Origin of the sequence: Psychrobacter sp. ANT_H59, from assembly GCF_008369225.1 — a bacterium.
Lineage (GTDB): Bacteria > Pseudomonadota > Gammaproteobacteria > Pseudomonadales > Moraxellaceae > Psychrobacter > Psychrobacter cryohalolentis.
In genome coordinates this window covers 466109-484606 of the sequence record NZ_VOBE01000002.1, presented here as the reverse complement: position 1 = coordinate 484606, position 18498 = coordinate 466109, and the positions used below count along the sequence as shown (strand labels likewise).

Here is an 18498-nt window from a genome sequence, read left to right as displayed (position 1 = left end):
CAGTATTGAACGATAAAGCAACCAAGCGGTGGACTGTGAAGACGATAGGAGAGCCCATGAGTAAGCGCGATTTTTATGAAATACTAGGTGTCAGTAAGACCGCTGATAACAAAGAGATCAAGCGAGCCTACCGTAAGCTTGCCATGAAATACCATCCAGACCGTAACTCTGAAGACCCAGATGCTGAAGAAAAATTTAAAGAAGCATCGATGGCCTATGAAGTATTAAGTAGCGAAGAAAAACGCTCAGCCTATGACCGTATGGGTCATGCTGCTTTTGAAAACGGCATGGGCGGTGGTGGTTTCGGCGGTGGCGGTAGTGGGAACTTCCAAGATATCTTTGGTGATATCTTTGGCAACTTTGGTGATATCTTTGGTCAGTCACGTGGTGGCGGCGGTGGGCGTTCGCGTCGCGGCTCAGACTTACGTTATGTGATTGAGCTGACTTTAGAAGAAGCGGTACGCGGCTGCAAAAAAGAAATCAGCTTTACAGCTCCTGCGCCTTGCGATACTTGTGATGGTAAAGGCGCAAAAAATGCCTCTGATATCGTGACTTGCCAAACCTGTCATGGTCAAGGTCAAGTTCGTATGCAACAAGGCTTCTTTGCCGTTCAACAGGCCTGCCCACATTGTGGCGGTACTGGTAAACAAATTAAAAACCCTTGTTCTGACTGTCATGGTAATGGCGTCAAAGACAAGTCACGCACGCTAGAAGTTTCTATTCCAGCAGGCGTTGATGATGGTGATCGCGTCCGTTTAGCAGGCGAAGGCGAAGCGGGCGGCGCTGGCGTACAAAACGGCGACTTATACGTTGAAGTACGTGTCAAACAGCACAACGTCTTTACCCGTCAAGGTGCAGATTTGTATATGGATGTGCCAGTTAGTATCACTGATGCAGCACTCGGTAAGGAAGTTGAAATCCCAACCTTAGATGGCAAAGTCAAAATCAAGGTTGCAGAAGGCACACAAAGTGGTAAATTATTACGTGTCCGTGGTAGAGGTGTGACACCAGTACGTACGACCATGAAAGGTGATTTGATCTGCCGTGTGGTCATCGAAACACCAGTGAATCTGACTCGTGAGCAAAAAGATTTGCTACGTCAATTCCAAGATACACTGGATGGTGATAGTAAGCATCAGCAGTCACCACATAAAAAATCTTTCTTTAAAAAGATTGGCGATTTGTTTGACTAACAGTATTTGGTGTTTGAATGAATAACTGATAAAAGCTCGATAGTTTCACGTGAAACTATCGAGCTTTTTATTGGTGCTATAAAAAACCATTCATAAGCTGATATTTGCTAAACTTAGCCTAATAAATTTAAAAACCAGCGTATTAAAAATAAAGTACTTAGGATAATTATATGAGTCAGCCAGAGAATAAAAAAATGATTAATGTCGGTGTCATCGGTGCAGGTGGACGTATGGGACGTATGCTTATCGAAGCGATACAAGACAATCCACAAACGACATTAATTGCAGCGATTGAGCGTCAAGGCTCAAGTTTGGTTGGAGCAGATGCGGGTGAAGTTGCTGCGGTCGGTCGATTGGATGTGCAAATAGTTGATGATTTACGGTCAGTGATTAATAAGATTGATGTATTGATTGACTTTAGCTTGCCTGCTGCTACTGAACAAAACATGCAAGTCTGTGCTGAACACAACGTCGCTATGGTTATCGGCACGACAGGATTTAATGAGCAGCAAGAGCAAGTATTGGCAAAAGCGAGTGAGCAAGTTGCGATCGTTTATGCGGGTAACTATTCAACAGGCGTTAATCTGTCATTAAAGTTACTAGGTATGGCTGCCAAAGCTTTTGGCACTGATGCTGATGTAGAGATCATTGAGGCGCATCATAAGCATAAAATCGATGCGCCATCAGGTACGGCTTACATGATGGCAGAAGCTGTGGCAGAAGCACGTGGACAGAATCTAAAAGACGTCGCTGTCTATGGTCGTGAAGGACAAACTGGTGAGCGCGAAGCAGGTACGATTGGTATTCATGCGATACGTGGCGGTGAAATCATCGGCGATCATACTGTGATGTTTATTGCAGATGGCGAAGTTGTTGAAATTACCCATCGCGCGCGCGCAAGAATGACGTTTGCTGCTGGCGCTATGCGTGCCGCTACGTGGATTGTTCAACAATCGGCTGGACAATATAATATGCAGGATGTCTTAGGTTTAAATGACTAGGCTTTAACGAACAAGGTTTGAATTATTAAGGTTTTTTTCTCATAGTTTGGTAGCTGCTGAGTATGGCTTTTGATAGCGTTTAACTATTGCTAGAGGTCAATTATGAATAAGTTTAGTGAAAATCTAATAGCGATTTTTGGTCGAAAGCTGGCTATTATAAAAACTGTCAAAACCATAAGTTATGGACGCCAGATAGCATTTATCCTAAGTTTAACTGTAGTGCCAATAGTCGTACAAGCAGCTGCTTATCAAACCTATGTCATTCATACGTATGGAGGTGATGCATTGCTACCTTCCGTTCGTCAGCAGTTAAATGCTAGTCGCGACGGCGGCACGGTGTCGATTTATCAAGATAAGCTAGTGCTTCGTACCACTGCCAGCAACTATCAGGCAGTACAAAAGCTATTGGCACAGATTGACCGTCAGCCACAGGCATTGATGGTCGCTGTGCGTGTCGGCAATAACAGCAGGGCTCAGGGTAATATTCAGCAAGGTCGAGTCACTATTAGTAATAGCGGTATACAAGGCGTAGGGATTATCAACCAGAGTAATAGCCAACAACAAACAAATAATTTATATCAAGTACAAACCTTGTCAGGTAGCGCGGCAAGCATCAGTACTGATACACTCTACGCACTAAATCAAACCTATACTGCCAATAGTTATCGAACCTATCTAGCTTACAACCGTCCAGTAGGAATTATTATTATCCAGCAGCAGGTCTTATTGCCAACGAGCCAAGGTATTGCGGTCACGCCAAGGCTGCTTGCTAATGGACAAGTCGAAGTACAATTGACCCAAGTTGAAGAAAAGCTCGTGCGCGCCAATCCTTCTTATAATGGCTATGGTTATAATAGTAGCGTGCAAGGGCAAAGATCGCATAGCACCATTATTGTGCCACGTGGACAGTGGGTGACTATCGGGAAAATCTCTCAAAACAGCCAAAATCAGACCGCAGGTTATGGTGGCAACCAAAATAACAGCCGTAACAATGATGTGCCAATATCGCTACTAGTACAGTAGCTAATGATAAATACTATAGCGAAATAAACTATAAAAAGCGCGGCACTGTTATTCACAATGCCGCGCTTTTTATAGTAACGATTATTTATCACAAATTAGTCAACATAGACCACTTCTAACGGTGGAAAACCATTGAACTCAATAGATGAGTACGAGTTGGTATAAGCACCCGTAGTTAACCAAAATATCTTGTCACCAATCTCCAGCTCTTCTGGTAGCTGATAACCTGCCTCTTCATACATAATATCAGTTGAGTCACAAGTAGGACCTGCTAATACCACCGTACCCGCGCTGGTTGAGGTTTCCATTTTAGGTGTATAAACGGGGTACTTGATGGCTTCACCTAAGGTTTCAATTAAACCTTGAAATAAACCCACATCGGTATAGACCCAACGTGTCAGATCAGTATGCGATTTACGAGAAATCAATACCACGTCACTAACCAGTACGCCTGAACCGCCAACCAATGAGCGACCGGGCTCTAAAATAATCTCTGGCATATCTTCAGCACTATAGTCATCGCTTAAGTAGCTTTGAATCTCTTCAGCATAGACTTTGATAGGATTGACTTCGCTCAGATAGTTTGCCGGAAAGCCGCCACCCAAATTAATCATTTGAAGCTTAATGCCTTCTTCGTTCTTCATCCAATCAAACATGTATTTAACTTTGGCTAAAGCATCATCCCAAGCGGCAACATCTTTTTGCTGACTGCCCACATGGAATGAGATGCCATAAGGTACTAAGCCCAATTCTTGCGCTTGAATCAATAGTTCAATCGCCATATTGGGGTGACAACCAAATTTGCGTGACAATGGCCATTCAGCGGTATCTGACCCTTGTACCAAGATACGTACAAATATTTTTGAGCCAGGTGCATGTTTTGCGATGTTTTTTAAATCTGCTTCTGAGTCGGTCGCATACAAATCAACTCCTTTTTCAAAGGCGTATTTGACATGTTCAGGCTTTTTGATGGTATTACCATAAGAGATACGTGAGTGCTCAACGCCGCAGTCAAGCACGCGATCAAGCTCATAAATCGATGCACAGTCAAAGTTTGAACCAAGCTCAGCAAGCAGATTGATAACTTCGACAGCAGGGCTTGCTTTCATCGCATAATGGATTTTAGCATGAGGAAAAAAACCAACCATTTCATGATATTTTATTTTAATGCGATTAAGATCAACCACCAAAAATGGTGTTTCACGACCTTCAGCCGCTTTAGTAAATTTCTGCCAGCCGGCAGGGTCAAAATATTGGTCGATTTTAATCATAGTAAGACCTTTAATAAAAACAGTATTTAATGAGAACAAGAAATGAAGCTAACAAGGAGTGATGCTAACCAGAACTAATAATAAAAGCCAAACTCTTTACGCTAAAATCTAAGCGTTTAGTCATCGCCTTATTGCTGCGCTATGTGCAGTATCTAAAACAGACAGCGTCTAAAACGTAGCATAAGCCATAACAAAACCACTTGACGATAAACGTATGTGACAATCAGCTTATCAAAGAAATAGATTAAGAGTTTGCTGGCTGTGGCTCTTTTTCCGCCACTTGCTCACCTTGTTTTTCACGTATTTTAAGGACTTTACGCACCTTATCACGCGCACGTGTCTGTTTCAAACGCGACAAATAATCGACGAAAATCACCCCATTCAGATGATCCATTTCGTGTTGGATGCAAACGGCAAGTAAGCCTTCTACTTCTTCATCAATCTTATTGCCGTTCTCATCTAGGGCTTCGATACGCACTTTATTTGGGCGCTCAACTCTGTCATAGACATCTGGCACGGACAGACAACCTTCTTCATACGGCTGCTTTTCTTCAACCAATGGCGTCACTGTTGGATTGATAAACACTCTTGGGCTGTCTTTATCTTCTGATAAATCCATCACGATAAGCTGGATATGGTGATCCACTTGGCTTGCAGCCAGACCGATACCTTGCGCATCGTACATGGTCTCAATCATATCGGTGATTAAGGTTTTGATTTCAGCAGTGACTTCCTTGACAGGCGTTGCAATCGTACGCAGACGCGGGTCGGGATAGCTTAAAATAGGGAGTAACGCCATAAGGCTCACCTCAATGATAAAGATAAAAAATAGGTTTGATATTATAAGATAAATGGGGACAAAAGTAATGCTTATCAATAGCTAAAGAGAGATATCCTGACTGATAAATATAAGAAAAATATAGTAATAATGTATGGATAGAGGAATTTGAAACAATAAAAAAGGCCTTGATTGCACAAGACCTTTATTTTATGTATTCGTTATTGAAATATATTAGCTATTTAGCTGTGTCCAATTATACGCGACGTTTACTCATAATCATCTCATAGATGAACAGTAAGATAATCGCACCAATTACTGAGAAGATTAGACCAGTGAAACCGCCATCAGCATTAATACCAATTAGGCCAGCAACGAAACCACCAAGCATCGCACCAACGACACCCAATACAATCGTCATAATCCAACCCATAGGATCGCTACCTGGCTTAATCGCACGTGCCAATAAACCTGCAACCAGACCAACAATAATCATCCAAATAAAGCTCATATCAATTCTCCTAAAGTGTCTATCATTTATAATGGTTTACTTATTTTGTTGAGTCCATTGTAAACATTATTGAGATCGAGAAATAAGCAAAAAATGTTACCTATGTATGGGCTCTGTGAGGAAAAAGCGATATTTGCTATTTAGCAGGGGAAATAGGTAAACGGGGTGTTACAAAGGTAGTAAAGTCGATAATGAAATGACTGTATGTCTCTATCAAAGTAGAGATAGTTTTTTATAAGTATAAAAAGAAATAAAAAGGCGTAGCTCATTATTAATCAGCTACGCCTGTTATTTTACAGGGTTATAGAGCCAGACTAACTATTAGCTAAAGCGGTTAATAAACGCTGATGAATACCTTCAAAGCCGCCATTAGACATAATCACAATCGCATCACCAGCCTTGGCATATGTGCAAATATGAGTAATGATATCTTCTACGCTAGAGAGTACCTGTTGGCTGCCAATATCTGGATTTGCGATAGTGGCATTATTAATGACTTCTTTTAGACCCCACTCCAGTCCGGTAGGCTCATACCACAATGTATGATCGGCGAGAGCAGCGGACTGCGCCAGACTGTCTTGATGGATACCCATTTTCATGGTATTGCTACGTGGTTCAATAATTGCCCAAAGTCGTCTATCAGCTAGCTTTTTCTTAGCCCCATCCAAAGTGGTCGTAATTGCCGTTGGATGATGAGCAAAATCATCAAAGACCAAGATATCATTTACATTGCCTATAAGCTCCATTCGGCGCTTGATACCCGCAAATGCTGATAACGCCGCGCAGGCAGTTTTAACACTGACGCCGATGTTATAAGCCGCTGCGACAGCAACCAAGGCGTTATTCACATTGTGAATGCCGCTCATCGACCAATCGACGACTCCCGTGGCTTCTTTATCAGCAATATCAGCCAAAAAACTGACAGCAAATTGACCACCATCTTCGCTAATAAGTTCAGCTTGCCAATCGCTACTATCTTTTACATGCTTATCTTTTGCGTAGGTATTATCTGTTGCATGAGTATTATGTGCCGCTGAGTCCAATACTGCTGTCCGCCAAACAGGTGTCCAAACACCTTTCGCTAACGTTTCCTCTAAGCTGGCAGTCGCTGTGGGCATAATGATTTTGCCAGTGCTTGGAATCATGCGCACCATATGATGAAACTGGGTCTGAATAGCATCAAGATCCGCAAAAATATCCGCATGATCAAATTCAAGGTTATTCAAAATAGCCGTACGCGGACGGTAATGTACGAACTTTGAACGCTTATCAAAAAATGCAGAATCATACTCATCTGCTTCAATGACGAAATAGCCAGTATTTGATGAATCGTCATTATCAATTTTGTCAGCACCCAAATAACTGCTGTGAGCAAAGACTTGCTGCAAGTGTGCATCAGCAGTATCAACCAGTGGCACACCGCCGATTAAAAACCCAGTATCGATACCCGCATAGTGCAATATCCAAGCGAGCATGGTCGTCGTCGTGGTTTTACCGTGAGTACCGGCAACGGCTATCACATGACGCGATTGTAATACCTGCTCAGATAAAAACTGTGGTCCTGAGGTATAGCGTAGACCTGTGTCCAGCATATATTCGATGACATCCATACCGCGCTTCATAGCATTACCAACCACGACCAAATCTGGTGCTGGTTGTAAATGCTCTACCAGATAGCCTTGCTCAATGGTCACGCCCGCGTTTTCCAGTTGGGTAGACATCGGCGGATAAACGTTGGCATCTGAGCCCGTGACCGTATGTCCAAGCTCGCGCGCCAATAAGGCCAGCGAGCCCATAAAAGTACCACAAATACCAAGAATATGAATATGCATAGACGTTCCGTACGAGCTTGAATAAGAGGAATGAAAATCTAACGTAAGGTAATAAAAGAGATTGCTGTATTTTGGCTGAGCTAATATTTATCTTAGCAAATTACTATTTAAGCCAGTACTCTTTTATGTTGAGCCAACGACCGTAGCACAGCAGGCAAGCGCTCATTGTAAAGTAATCATGGTTCGTTGACCAATAAAAAACGCCTAGTAAATAGGCGTTATCAAAATTATAAAGTAGTCGGATTTAGCGTTATCTCAAAGATGCTGTATGGCGTTGCCATTCACGCATTTATTGACGTGCTAAAGCATAGTTTTCATCAGGATTTTTATACTCATCCATCATGATCAAGTGATTGTCTTGAATTTGATAGGTTTCGATATTTTTTTTCTCATAAACGATAGTAATTACATCATTGTCTTGACGATAGACACCGGATTCTATCAAAGGCGGTTGCGGCGTTTTAGCCTGATTAAAAACACTGGTTTTCAATACTGAACCGTCAGCGAATAAGTTCAAAGTGAGGTCGATACTGCCACAAGATGGGCAGGGGACAACGCCACCATAATCGCCCATCAAGGTCGCTTGCAACATACTATCGCTATTTGCTGCTGAAATCATCGGTGAACGTGCTGAGTTATCATTCGAGTTTGCTGCTGCAATAAGTGCCTGTCCTTCTTGATCACTGTCTTCATTAGCTGATGCTTTAGCACTATTGTCTTCTAAGGCAGGCTCATCATTATTCAAAACGTTACTTTGGTCGCTGTTAATCGGCGCACCTTGGGTATTTTTATTTGTAGAAGAAGAAGCACTGTCACAACTCACCAAGGCGATACAGACCGGTACGGCTAATAATAGGCGTAGACAGCGGTTGTTAAGCGAGGAAGCAGAAAATACAGGCGAAAAATTTATCATAGTATTACCACAGAGCAGATTTTTAAACAATATTGCTAATTACAACTGATGTCATTTTGACTCTAAAATCAGCGTAAAAACCACATAGAACGAAAACGACTAGAGTAACGACAATAAGCCCGCGTTGCGAGCTTGATTTCGTTAAATTATGTGATAAAAATGGAGAAACTATGAATAGCGCGCCGTGCGTTATTTATCGAGCGAGAGGCTTAGGAGTAGCAGGACGTACGATACGCCACAAGATAAGCAAATGGGTCAGTATGAGAATACTAAATAAAATCAAGGATTGTTCAGGGATGCTTAAGCCCAGAAACGTCCAGTCAATAGAGGCGCATTCACCAGAGCCCGCAAATACTTCTTTTAATACCTGCTGCATAGGCAAGGTATCAAGCCAATAATCTAAACCCGGACCACATGACGGGACTTGATCTGCTGGTAAATGCTGTAGCCAAACATGACGTCCTGCGACTATCGCCGCCCAGCCGATACCCGCTAAGCTACCAAGCCAAAGTAGTAGTCTGATAACCATCGATTTTGGATGAAACAAAGCGGCGATTAAAGCAAACCCGCCCATGAACATTAGACCAATCCGCTGAAAAATACAAAGCGGGCAAGGTGAGAACCCCATATAACGCTGTAAGAAAAATAGTGCAAAGCTCATGCCTATCGCGGTCATTATGACTAAAAACACTTGCAGATTGCGGTAAGTGGTTAGCTGTAGCATGGGGCAGATACTCTTATAAAGTGCTTGTTAATAAAGGACAGAAAGATATGAAAGATTAACGATACTGCTGCAAGAAATCCATGAAATCTTCTGTTTCAGCTGCTTCTATCTCCGCTTGTTGTAAGATAGATTTTTCGGCGAGCACTTCATATTTTGCTTGGGTATTTGGACTGAGCGTCTGCTGCAATAACGAGTCGCGATGCTGCTGTGCTAAGGTAAAGCCCAACTGCCATAAACTGCCCAAGCGCTTGCTATCAGAGTTCACTTGCGCTGAAATAGTTGACTCAGAGTGACCAGCTTTGCCTTGCATCAAGGCAACAGCCGCCCGATAATCATTGCCGCCATAGTGTGCATCTAATAGTGCAGCTAACGGCTGCATACGGTTCAAATGCATTAGCATCCAGCTCTCTAATGATTGCTCGGCACCATTATTAAGGATTTGTAGATTTTCACGGCGACCTTCATTAACGACGCGCTCAAGATTGATAGCGAGCGCATCTTCTTCCTCAGGCATTAATTCAGGGGAATCACTAAGCAAGCAATAAAGCGCCATCACTTCTAAAAAGCAGGCACTAGATAAGCGGATACCGATATCGCTATAAGGGTCCAAATCAATCGCACGAAACTCAACATAAGCGATACCACGACGCTCAAGTGCTTCAGTTGGGCTTTCGCCACTCATGGCTATTTGCTTAGGACGAATAGGGCTGTAGTATTCATTTTCTATTTGTAAAATATGATTGTTGATTTGAATAGGATTGCCATTCTCGTCATCTAAGCCGAGTTTCTCAAAGCTTTCGTGCGGGGTTTGAATCGCACGGCGCAGACCTTTGACATATTCAGGCAAATTGTTGTAGCGGATATCAAGGTGCTCTTGCACGCTATTGGTATAGCCAAGTTTGCCCATACGCAGGCTGGTAGCAGTTGGTTTATAATAGGTTGAATTATTGAACATCTCAAGGTCGTGCTCAATCCCTGAAACAAAACAAGGGCAAACACTGGGACTTGCGCCCAATAAATACAGCACCAAGCTGGTCAGGCGCTTAAAGTTACGAATCAGACCCAGATATTTATCGTTTTTAAACTCTGTTAATGTCAGAGATTGTGCAGTAGGCGTTTGTGTTTGCCACGCAGTGAATAAATCGTCACCAAATGATAAATTATAATGTAAACCTGCAATGGTCTGCATCCGGCGACCATAACGAACACCAAGTCCACTACGGTACAAAGTTTTCAATTTACCCGTGTTAGAGCTACCATAGTCCGCGAGCGGAATATCTTCATCATTTGATGATAGCATACAAGGCATAGACAGCGGCCACATCAGCTCATCTTCAGGCATACCTTTATAGACCAATAGATGCAGCTGACGCAGCATGTTTAGCGTCTCTTTTGGTGATGACTTGGGGTCGGTAATCAGCTCAAGTAAGCTTTCAGAGTAATCCGTCGTAATAAAAGGATGAGTCAGCTTGGAGCCGAGTTTGGCAGGGTGCGGCGTTTGGGCCAAATAACCATCAGGCGTAACACGCAATCCTTCTTTTTCGATACCACGTAACATGCCTGCTAAATGCTCGCTGGCAAACCAGTTTGGAATATCAAAATCGACAAAGCTACTCGCAAAATTACTCATAAGGATCATCTGTTGTTATTGGTTATTATTGATTAAAAAACCATTAATGGCTAATCGGAAAATAGAGAATAGTGGCTTCAGTTTAGCCCAAAGACAGGCTAAAAACCACGCACGATTACAAATACTGTCCGTTTTACTGAAGGTGAATTCCACATTGTTTGGCAGAAAATCTAGCCATAAAATAGCAGTAAAGCCCTAAGAAAGTTGTGACTTTAATTGATCGTTTGTGCTTATTTTCTTGAAAGCTTTTATGGAGGGCAACTCTATTTTTATCAATAGCCCATGCACCCAAATTTTTACAGGAAAAATATCTGAAATAAAAAGCACCTACCAATCGGGTAAGTGCCATAGCAGAATAATTCTTTATATAGTCATTGGATATTAAGATATACCAAAGCGAATATTTAGATCGAGAATGACGAGCCGCAGCCACAAGTGGTCGTAGCATTAGGGTTGGTCACGATAAAGCGTGCGCCTTCCAAGCCTTCGGTATAATCAACGGTAGAGCCTTGCAGGTATTGATAGCTTAATGAGTCAACGACCAAGGTCACATCGTTATTATCGAAGTTGGCATCATCTTCATTGAGCTCATTGGCGAAGTTAAAGCCATAAGAAAAGCCTGAACAGCCACCGCCAGTGACATAGACGCGTAGCATCAAGTTGCTATCACCTTCTTCTTCACGCAGGCGACGGACTTTTTGTGCCGCACTGTCAGTCAGGTTCAGAACCGTTGGATCTACAGGTTGGCTTGAGCTTGGATTAAATTGGTTGGCTGGTTGGTTCATATCTACCTCAATTGCTAAAATCAGATGTTATTATTTTTACGTATGCGAGGTCGTCTATTGATATAGGCTAAGATGACTTGCCAGTAGCTTTTCATAGCTGCTATTCATGACCTACCGGCAACTGCACTATTCTTTATGCAAGGTATCGCTATTTTTGGACAACCACTGCGATATAGACAGCATAGTAACTAGGCTTTAATTGAGAATATCAGCACTTAACTGCCTGATGTCAATAGTGTTTTGCTAGTATAACATAGTTGGGCTAATGACTAATTTGTCAAGGGTAATAATAGCGTTTGCTATTATAACGTACTTATATATGCCCTTTGTTGTTTGTTAATACAAGGGAATTAGTAGCAGTATAAAGGTTTGAATTTAAAATACTTATTTAATTGTTTGCCTATCGGTTAGGCGTTTGAAATAATAGCCGCCAGTAAACACGCCAGATAAGTGTTTTTCCTATTGCCTTATGTTTTATATTACCGCTGAGATGAAGAAATTATATGATCGAATTTAAAGACGTTGGTGTTCGCCGTGATGGTCGTGAGTTGTTTGCAGGGGCAAGCTTCCAGCTACATCCGGGCCACAAAGTTGGCTTAACGGGCAATAACGGGACCGGAAAATCGACCTTATTTGCCTTATTATTGACACGAATGGGTACCGGCGATACCGAAGTGACCCTTGATAGGGGTGAAGTGAGTATCCCTGATAGCTGGCACGTAGCGCACATGGCGCAGGAAGTTGGCGCGACCACACAGACGGCGATTGATTATGTGCTAAGCGGTGATGAGCAGTGGTACGAGATTAATGCTACTTTGAATGATTTGAGCAGCGTCAGTGATGAGCAGATTGGTGTGCTGCATCAGCAATTTGATGAAATCGATGGCTATCGTACGCCAACCAAAGCCGCGCAAATTATGGCGGGTCTTGGTTTTAATACCAACCAGCATGAACTACCAGTAGAAGGGTTTTCAGGGGGTTGGCGTATGCGCTTAAACCTTGCTAAGACCTTGATGAGCCGCGCTGACTTGATGCTACTCGATGAACCAACCAACCATTTGGATTTGGATGCTATCTTGTGGCTTGAGACGTGGATTAATGCCTTTACTGGTTTGGTCATCGTGATTTCGCATGATCAAACGTTCTTAGATAACACCGTTGGTCATATCTTGCACGTTGAGCAGCAAAAAATCACCCTTTATACCGGTAACTATCAACAGTTTATTCGCACACGTCATGAGCGTATGGCGCAGCAGCAACAAGCTTTTGAGAAGCAAGAAGCGACCAAAGCACATTTGGATGACTTTATTCGTCGTTTCCGTGCTAAAGCCAGTAAAGCAAAGCAAGCGCAGAGCCGTATCAAGCAGCTTGAGCGCATGGCTGAGCTGTCGCCGATGATGGCAGATAACCCGTTTTCGTTCCGCTTTTATGAGCCGGCTAATATGAGCTCGCCGCTGATTGAGCTGACTGATGCGGATATTGGCTATAGCGACATCCCCCTACTTTATAATGCAAACGTACAAGTCACTCCTGATACTCGTATTGGGCTGCTTGGAATGAATGGCGCTGGTAAATCGACCTTGATTAAAGCCTTGGTCGGTGAGCTTGGCGTATTAAAGGGCAGCTATAACGTTTCTGATACGCTAAAGCTTGGCTACTTTAACCAGCATCAAATGGACATCCTTGATCCCAAGGCAACGCCGATAGAGATGTTGCGTCGTTTGGCAGGCAAAACGTCTGATGCGATGTTACGCTCGTTTTTGGGTAGCTTTGATTTCCGTGGCGACCGTATCGATACCATAAGCGAGCTATTTTCTGGTGGTGAGCGTGCGCGCTTAACATTGGCTTTGATTGTTTGGCAACGTCCGAACGTGCTGGTACTCGATGAACCAACCAATCATTTAGACTTACAAATGCGTCAAGCCTTGACCATTGCTTTGCAAGGGTTTGAAGGGGCAGTAGTACTGGTCTCGCATGACCGCGAGTTGATTGCCAATGTCTGTGATGAGCTATTTTTGGTACATGATGGTCAAATCGATGAGTTCGATGGTGACATCAGTGATTATGGTAAATGGCTTGCTGAAAAACGTAAACAAGAAAATTCGCAAGACAAAAATACCAGTAAGAAGAAAAGTAAAAAAGAGAGTAAGAAGTTTGTTTCACGTGAAACAGATGCTAATTCAGTAGGTAGCCAAGCAAGCAAGCAAGTGGGTAAAGATGCGCAGCGCAAGCTGGCCGCTGAACAACGCAAATTAACCGCGCCTATTCGCCGTGATATTGAAAATACAGAAAAGACCTTGGCAACAATTGATGGAAAGCTACTGGTGTTAGAAGAAAAGCTGGCGAATACGGATCTTTATGAAGAAAGTCGTAAGGCTGATTTGATGATATTGCTGAATGAGCAAACCGCGCTACAGCAACAACATAGTCAACATGAAGAAAAATTGCTACTGGCAATGACAACCTTGGAAGAAATGGAAGCCAATATCGGCTAATATAGTGAAGTTTTTATCAATTAGTTTTTAATCGAAACCAAGCGATAAAACTCAGTCATTAAAAAGGGAAGGCTTACGCCTTCCCTTTTTTTACTTTATTGCCTTACTCTCTACGATATCGACCATCACCATAAGATAGGATTTCCATCGTAGTAGTACAAAGCTGACAGTTTATTTGACCAGCAGCAGCTTTAGATAAATCAAGGATGCGACCTCGTATAAAAGGCCCTCTATCTGTAATTTTCACAATCACACTCTGCTTTGTCTTTTTGTTGGTCACTTGTACCTTCGTACCAAACGGCAGCGTTCTATGTGCGGCTGTCAGGGAGTTCATATTGAAGATACTACCACTTGCCGTACGCTTACCGTGGAACTTGCTACCGTAGTAGCTGGTATTACCGGCGAAAGCAGTGGCGCTCAATAGTATTGATAAAGTGATGACTAAAGACTTGATTAAATAAGACATTTAAAACCTTTTTGCTATTGAAGAAATAGACAGATACTCTTGCCTATGTTATGCATACTCCCTATGAGTACAAATAATATAAAACATCATACAAGAAATAACTTTTCACATTCTTACAGCTCTGTAAAAAAACTCTTTAGGTCAAAAACGCTTTTTTAACAGTAAGTTATGATATATATACCTATTTTGCTATATTTAGATTGCTGTCAATATAAACAATGTATTGGTCGATTCTCTCATTATAAAATCAGTTGAAAGTAAAAATTTTTCGTATTAGATAGTATGTTTCAGAGAAAAATATCCCTTGCATACTACTATCCGCCTAGCAGAGACGATAATAATTTATAGCGAGCGCAAGGTATCGCTTTTAAGTTGAATCCCCTATATTGGTAATATTTCTATAATGGTATTTGGTTTTTTTAGCGCTATCATTATAAGTAGACTAGGGTCACAATCTGTTATATCGCCAACCTAATTTCGATTACTAGCGTTTACAATTGGCATTTCATTATTATTAATAGATCTTATTTTGAGGAACATAACATGGCAGAAAAAAACTACTATGACATTTTAGGGGTCAAAAAAGACGCCTCAGACGCCGATATTAAAAAAAGATATCGTAAGCTCGTCCGTCAATATCATCCGGATGTCAGCGATGCGCCAGATGCCGATAATAAGATTGCTGAGATTAATAATGCTTATGAAACCATCAGAGATAAGGACAAGCGTGCTGAATATGATGCGATGCTAAACAATCCTTTTGCTGGTCAAGGTGGCGGTTTTGGCGGGCAAGCAGGTGCTGGTCAGGGCGGCTTCCGTTGGGAAGATATCAAAGATCAGTTTGGGGAAGGTGAGGCTTACGGCGATGGAGGTTTCCGCTTCGATGATATTTTTTCGGCATTTGGACGCGGCGCACACGGACAAAATAGTGGTCAGTCGCAATATGGCGGCTTTAGCAACCAAGATAGCAAAGGTCAAGATCAACATGCCGAGATTACGGTTGATTTGGCTTCAGTCTATAACGGTGATGACTATAGTATTAAGTTAAATGTTCCGGTGCGTCAGCCAAATGGCAGTGTGGGCTACGATAATAAGACCCTTAAAATTAAAATTCCTAAAGGCATTACGGATGGCAAGCAAATTCGATTGGCTGGACAAGGAGCGGCTGGCAGCGGTAATGGTAAAAATGGTGATTTATTTTTAAAGGTTAAAATCAGTCATGCTTCAAATATCCGTATCGAAGGCGCAGATATTTACCAAACTGTAAACATCGCCCCATGGGAGGCAGCACTGGGTGAAAAAATTAATGTTAGTACGCCAGCGGGCACGCTGGGTGTGAGTATCCCTAAAAACAGCAAATCAGGCAGCAATTTACGTTTAAAAGGCAAAGGTATTCCTGCTAAAGAAGCAGGCGATTTATACTTAACCCTAAATATTGTCAATCCGGATATCAATAGTGAAGCGGAAACCAACGCTTATGAAGCACTAAAACAAGCCTTCACTGACATAACCATTGAACGATAAACAAATAGATTTATAAAAGCCGTTTAATACCCTAATAGAGATGTAGACGATAACGATAAAATAAAGAAAAACGAGGATAATCGCTATGAAACACTCGCCTGAATTTAATGACATCATCATGAGCTTAGATGAGCTGATATCTGCCTGTGGTCAAGAGCGCCAGTGGGTGATCGAGCTGATTGAAGAGAACATCATCGAATATGATGTACCAGAGCGCGAGCAGTTTACTGGCTATCAGCTGACGACTGTGCGCCGTGCGTCCCGCCTAAGTCGCGACTTTGAAGCCAGCGTGCCAGCAATTGGTCTGATACTTGAGCTGCTAGATGAAATCGAGCAACTGCGCCAACTAAAACGCCAATTGAATATGCAAGCACCTGTTATTGAAGTCACGATTGATCAATTAAAATAGTTAAATGAACAGTAAAAGCCGATCATAAAAAAGAGCCCAATCATTGATTGGGCTCTTTAGCATTTAAGCATACGATTTTATAGCAAATTAACGAGCATATTTTGGATCAGCAGCAGCGGTAAATAAGACGTCTGTTGATGAGTTCAGAGCAGTTTCTGCAGAATCTTGTATGACGCCGATGATGAAGCCAATCGCGACTACTTGCATCGCAATGTCATTTGGAATACTAAATAGGCTTGCCGCTAATGGAATCAGTAGCAATGAACCACCAGCAACACCAGATGCGCCGCAGGCACTAATCGTTGCGACCAAGCTTAATAGCAGTGCTGAGGCAAACGTCACTTCGATACCGAGCGTATGAGCAGCAGCAAGCGTTAAAACGTTAATGGTGATTGCAGCGCCCGCCATATTGATGGTAGCACCCAGTGGAATAGTCACTGAATACGTGTCTTCATGTAGACCCAATTTACGCGCAAGGTTCATATTGACAGGGATATTTGCCGCTGATGAGCGGGTAAAGAAGGCGGTGATACCAGACTCACGTAAGCAGATAAACACGAGCGGATAAGGATTTTTTCCTGTCTTAACTAAGATAATGAGTGGATTGACGACTAGCGCGATAAATAGCATACAACCGACCAATACCATCAAGATGCGTGCATAGCCAGCTAAAGCTTCAAAGCCTGTCTCAGCAACCGTATTGGCAACCAAACCCAAAATACCAAAAGGTGCTAAGGCAATAACCCATTTTACCACTTGTGAGATGGCATCAGAAAAATCCCCGACCACGGTACGAGCAGTATCACTCGCCTGACGTAAAGCAAAACCAATGATAATTGCCCATGCCAAAATACCAATATAGTTGGCTTCAGCGATAGCCTGAACGGGGTTGGCGACCAAATTCATCAGCAAGTTGGTCAACACTTCTTTTAAATTTGCTGGCGGTACTTGCTCAATTACCGCATTGACTAAAACCAGCTCGGTTGGAAATAAGAAGCTTGCCCCTACAGCAGTCAGCGCTGCTAAAAAAGTGCCAAACATATACATGATCAGCACGGGTTTAACATAGACCTCGTTGCCACTACGATGTTGGCTAATGGCTGCCATGACCAAAACGAATACCAGTATCGGCGCGACGGCTTTTAGTGCCCCCACAAATAAAGTACCCAATAATCCTAATGCAATACCAACATTTGGTGCCAACCAACCTATTAATACCCCTAATACTAAACCGATAATAATAAGCGGTACCAGTCCTATACGCTGGTACATCGCAATCAATGAACGCATCTATACACCCTCAACCTTGTCAATAAATAAGATATTTATAGCGAAAACAGAAAAATAATCGGAGGATGGTAGCATTTTTTGGGATAAGCGCCTACCTTTAACCCGCATCTGACTGGGCTGATAGAGCTAAAGAAAAGGCGTTGTATGTGACAAAAAGAATGATTTTACCGTAACAAATAAAGCGGTTTGAAGAATTAAACTGTAAAGTGGGTCAGCTCATAGCCGAGTTGTTGGTAGCTTTTATATTTATGACGACCTTCTTGCACACTAGCTGCATCAGGTTTTATCAGCTCAAGGACACGAGTAGGTTTCGCATTGATAGTAGCTGTCATAAAAGTGCTTACTGGATGTATAGTGGTATTAAGAACCATACCTTTAAAGTTAGCAGGCATATAATTGCTAAGAAGTACAGGCGCTAACGCTTTATGGTTGATATCAGTATCAGCATTCAAAAGGCGTTGATGGGGGATAAAGCTAGTAGCCTCTTGCTCCCATAATGCCTTATCAAGCGTCGAGAGCAATTCATCATCGTCGATAAGAATTAACAACGATTGATTGCTTTTATTAAGCGCGGTTTGGGTCAGCTGACAAATAAAGCCCAAGAAATCTTGGGCTTTATTCTCAGTTAATACATAGAAGCTAACGTTCATAAA

17 protein-coding genes are annotated in these 18498 nt (G+C 42.4%); 6 read left to right on the top strand and 11 right to left on the bottom strand.

Going from position 1 to position 18498, the window contains the following annotated elements; all coding sequences use genetic code 11:
* Positions 1-56: 56 nt before the first annotated feature.
* The 3 genes from dnaJ (at position 57) to FQ083_RS05120 (ending at position 3217) form a co-directional block, all read left to right on the top strand.
* A complete protein-coding gene (dnaJ, locus tag FQ083_RS05130; RefSeq protein ID WP_149409079.1) occupies positions 57-1193 on the top strand; it encodes a molecular chaperone DnaJ in 1137 nt (378 codons plus the stop codon).
* Between the two features lie 170 nt (positions 1194-1363).
* Positions 1364-2194 carry a 4-hydroxy-tetrahydrodipicolinate reductase gene (dapB, locus tag FQ083_RS05125; protein WP_149409078.1) on the top strand — a complete coding sequence of 277 codons (831 nt, stop codon included), beginning with the start codon at positions 1364-1366 and terminating at the stop codon, positions 2192-2194.
* Between the two features lie 102 nt (positions 2195-2296).
* Positions 2297-3217, top strand: a complete 921-nt coding sequence (locus tag FQ083_RS05120; protein WP_149409077.1) for a hypothetical protein — start codon at positions 2297-2299, stop codon at positions 3215-3217.
* A gap of 95 nt (positions 3218-3312) precedes the next feature.
* On the opposite strand, the gene FQ083_RS05115 is transcribed toward FQ083_RS05120, so the two are convergent.
* The 8 genes from FQ083_RS05115 to erpA all read right to left on the bottom strand — a co-directional run bounded on the left by FQ083_RS05115 (position 3313) and on the right by erpA (position 11661).
* Positions 3313-4488, bottom strand: coding sequence for a type III PLP-dependent enzyme (locus tag FQ083_RS05115; protein ID WP_149409076.1), 1176 nt, complete (start codon positions 4486-4488; stop codon positions 3313-3315).
* A gap of 244 nt (positions 4489-4732) precedes the next feature.
* A complete protein-coding gene (gene def, locus FQ083_RS05110) occupies positions 4733-5287 on the bottom strand; it encodes a peptide deformylase (RefSeq protein ID WP_149409075.1) in 555 nt (184 codons plus the stop codon).
* Positions 5288-5522: 235 nt separating this feature from the next.
* Positions 5523-5777, bottom strand: a complete 255-nt coding sequence (locus tag FQ083_RS05105; protein WP_149409074.1) for a GlsB/YeaQ/YmgE family stress response membrane protein — start codon at positions 5775-5777, stop codon at positions 5523-5525.
* 314 nt (positions 5778-6091) lie between these two features.
* Positions 6092-7609, bottom strand: a complete 1518-nt coding sequence (gene mpl, locus FQ083_RS05100; protein ID WP_149409073.1) for a UDP-N-acetylmuramate:L-alanyl-gamma-D-glutamyl-meso-diaminopimelate ligase — start codon at positions 7607-7609, stop codon at positions 6092-6094.
* Positions 7610-7898: 289 nt separating this feature from the next.
* On the bottom strand, positions 7899-8522 hold the full coding sequence (locus tag FQ083_RS05095) for a copper resistance protein NlpE N-terminal domain-containing protein (RefSeq protein ID WP_149409072.1): 624 nt from the start codon (positions 8520-8522) through the stop codon (positions 7899-7901).
* 193 nt (positions 8523-8715) lie between these two features.
* Positions 8716-9246, bottom strand: a complete 531-nt coding sequence (locus FQ083_RS05090) for a disulfide bond formation protein B (RefSeq protein ID WP_149409071.1) — start codon at positions 9244-9246, stop codon at positions 8716-8718.
* Between the two features lie 55 nt (positions 9247-9301).
* Positions 9302-10885, bottom strand: coding sequence for a glutamate--cysteine ligase (gshA, locus tag FQ083_RS05085; protein WP_410477354.1), 1584 nt, complete (start codon positions 10883-10885; stop codon positions 9302-9304).
* A 395-nt stretch (positions 10886-11280) separates the two neighbouring features.
* The gene (erpA, locus tag FQ083_RS05080) at positions 11281-11661 is read right to left on the bottom strand and encodes an iron-sulfur cluster insertion protein ErpA (protein ID WP_011279349.1); all 381 of its coding nucleotides are present in this window, start codon (positions 11659-11661) and stop codon (positions 11281-11283) included.
* 503 nt (positions 11662-12164) lie between these two features.
* Between erpA and FQ083_RS05075 the strand changes: the two genes are divergently transcribed.
* The gene (locus FQ083_RS05075; protein ID WP_149409069.1) at positions 12165-14156 is read left to right on the top strand and encodes an ATP-binding cassette domain-containing protein; all 1992 of its coding nucleotides are present in this window, start codon (positions 12165-12167) and stop codon (positions 14154-14156) included.
* 103 nt (positions 14157-14259) lie between these two features.
* Here FQ083_RS05075 and FQ083_RS05070 read toward each other — a convergent pair whose 3' ends face one another.
* Positions 14260-14622, bottom strand: a complete 363-nt coding sequence (locus FQ083_RS05070) for a septal ring lytic transglycosylase RlpA family protein (RefSeq protein ID WP_011512421.1) — start codon at positions 14620-14622, stop codon at positions 14260-14262.
* A 543-nt stretch (positions 14623-15165) separates the two neighbouring features.
* On the opposite strand from FQ083_RS05070, the gene FQ083_RS05065 reads away from it, so the two are divergent.
* Both FQ083_RS05065 and FQ083_RS05060 read left to right on the top strand, forming a co-directional pair.
* Positions 15166-16146, top strand: coding sequence for a DnaJ C-terminal domain-containing protein (locus FQ083_RS05065; protein WP_149409068.1), 981 nt, complete (start codon positions 15166-15168; stop codon positions 16144-16146).
* An 85-nt stretch (positions 16147-16231) separates the two neighbouring features.
* The gene (locus tag FQ083_RS05060) at positions 16232-16555 is read left to right on the top strand and encodes a chaperone modulator CbpM (RefSeq protein WP_020442445.1); all 324 of its coding nucleotides are present in this window, start codon (positions 16232-16234) and stop codon (positions 16553-16555) included.
* Positions 16556-16642: 87 nt separating this feature from the next.
* Here FQ083_RS05060 and sstT read toward each other — a convergent pair whose 3' ends face one another.
* Both sstT and FQ083_RS05050 read right to left on the bottom strand, forming a co-directional pair.
* A complete protein-coding gene (gene sstT / locus FQ083_RS05055) occupies positions 16643-17845 on the bottom strand; it encodes a serine/threonine transporter SstT (protein ID WP_011512424.1) in 1203 nt (400 codons plus the stop codon).
* Between the two features lie 194 nt (positions 17846-18039).
* Positions 18040-18495 (bottom strand): DNA polymerase III subunit chi, encoded by a 456-nt coding sequence (locus FQ083_RS05050; protein WP_011512425.1) that lies wholly within the window; start codon positions 18493-18495, stop codon positions 18040-18042.
* Positions 18496-18498: the final 3 nt, after the last annotated feature.

Coding starts and splice junctions, on each gene's coding strand:
- dnaJ (WP_149409079.1), top strand. CDS start 57: ATGAGTAAGCGCGATTTTTATGAAATACTAGGTGTCAGTAAGACCGCT.
- dapB (WP_149409078.1), top strand. CDS start 1,364: ATGAGTCAGCCAGAGAATAAAAAAATGATTAATGTCGGTGTCATCGGT.
- FQ083_RS05120 (WP_149409077.1), top strand. CDS start 2,297: ATGAATAAGTTTAGTGAAAATCTAATAGCGATTTTTGGTCGAAAGCTG.
- FQ083_RS05115 (WP_149409076.1), bottom strand. CDS start 4,488: ATGATTAAAATCGACCAATATTTTGACCCTGCCGGCTGGCAGAAATTT.
- def (WP_149409075.1), bottom strand. CDS start 5,287: ATGGCGTTACTCCCTATTTTAAGCTATCCCGACCCGCGTCTGCGTACG.
- FQ083_RS05105 (WP_149409074.1), bottom strand. CDS start 5,777: ATGAGCTTTATTTGGATGATTATTGTTGGTCTGGTTGCAGGTTTATTG.
- mpl (WP_149409073.1), bottom strand. CDS start 7,609: ATGCATATTCATATTCTTGGTATTTGTGGTACTTTTATGGGCTCGCTG.
- FQ083_RS05095 (WP_149409072.1), bottom strand. CDS start 8,522: ATGATAAATTTTTCGCCTGTATTTTCTGCTTCCTCGCTTAACAACCGC.
- FQ083_RS05090 (WP_149409071.1), bottom strand. CDS start 9,246: ATGCTACAGCTAACCACTTACCGCAATCTGCAAGTGTTTTTAGTCATA.
- gshA (WP_410477354.1), bottom strand. CDS start 10,885: ATGATCCTTATGAGTAATTTTGCGAGTAGCTTTGTCGATTTTGATATT.
- erpA (WP_011279349.1), bottom strand. CDS start 11,661: ATGAACCAACCAGCCAACCAATTTAATCCAAGCTCAAGCCAACCTGTA.
- FQ083_RS05075 (WP_149409069.1), top strand. CDS start 12,165: ATGATCGAATTTAAAGACGTTGGTGTTCGCCGTGATGGTCGTGAGTTG.
- FQ083_RS05070 (WP_011512421.1), bottom strand. CDS start 14,622: ATGTCTTATTTAATCAAGTCTTTAGTCATCACTTTATCAATACTATTG.
- FQ083_RS05065 (WP_149409068.1), top strand. CDS start 15,166: ATGGCAGAAAAAAACTACTATGACATTTTAGGGGTCAAAAAAGACGCC.
- FQ083_RS05060 (WP_020442445.1), top strand. CDS start 16,232: ATGAAACACTCGCCTGAATTTAATGACATCATCATGAGCTTAGATGAG.
- sstT (WP_011512424.1), bottom strand. CDS start 17,845: ATGCGTTCATTGATTGCGATGTACCAGCGTATAGGACTGGTACCGCTT.
- FQ083_RS05050 (WP_011512425.1), bottom strand. CDS start 18,495: ATGAACGTTAGCTTCTATGTATTAACTGAGAATAAAGCCCAAGATTTC.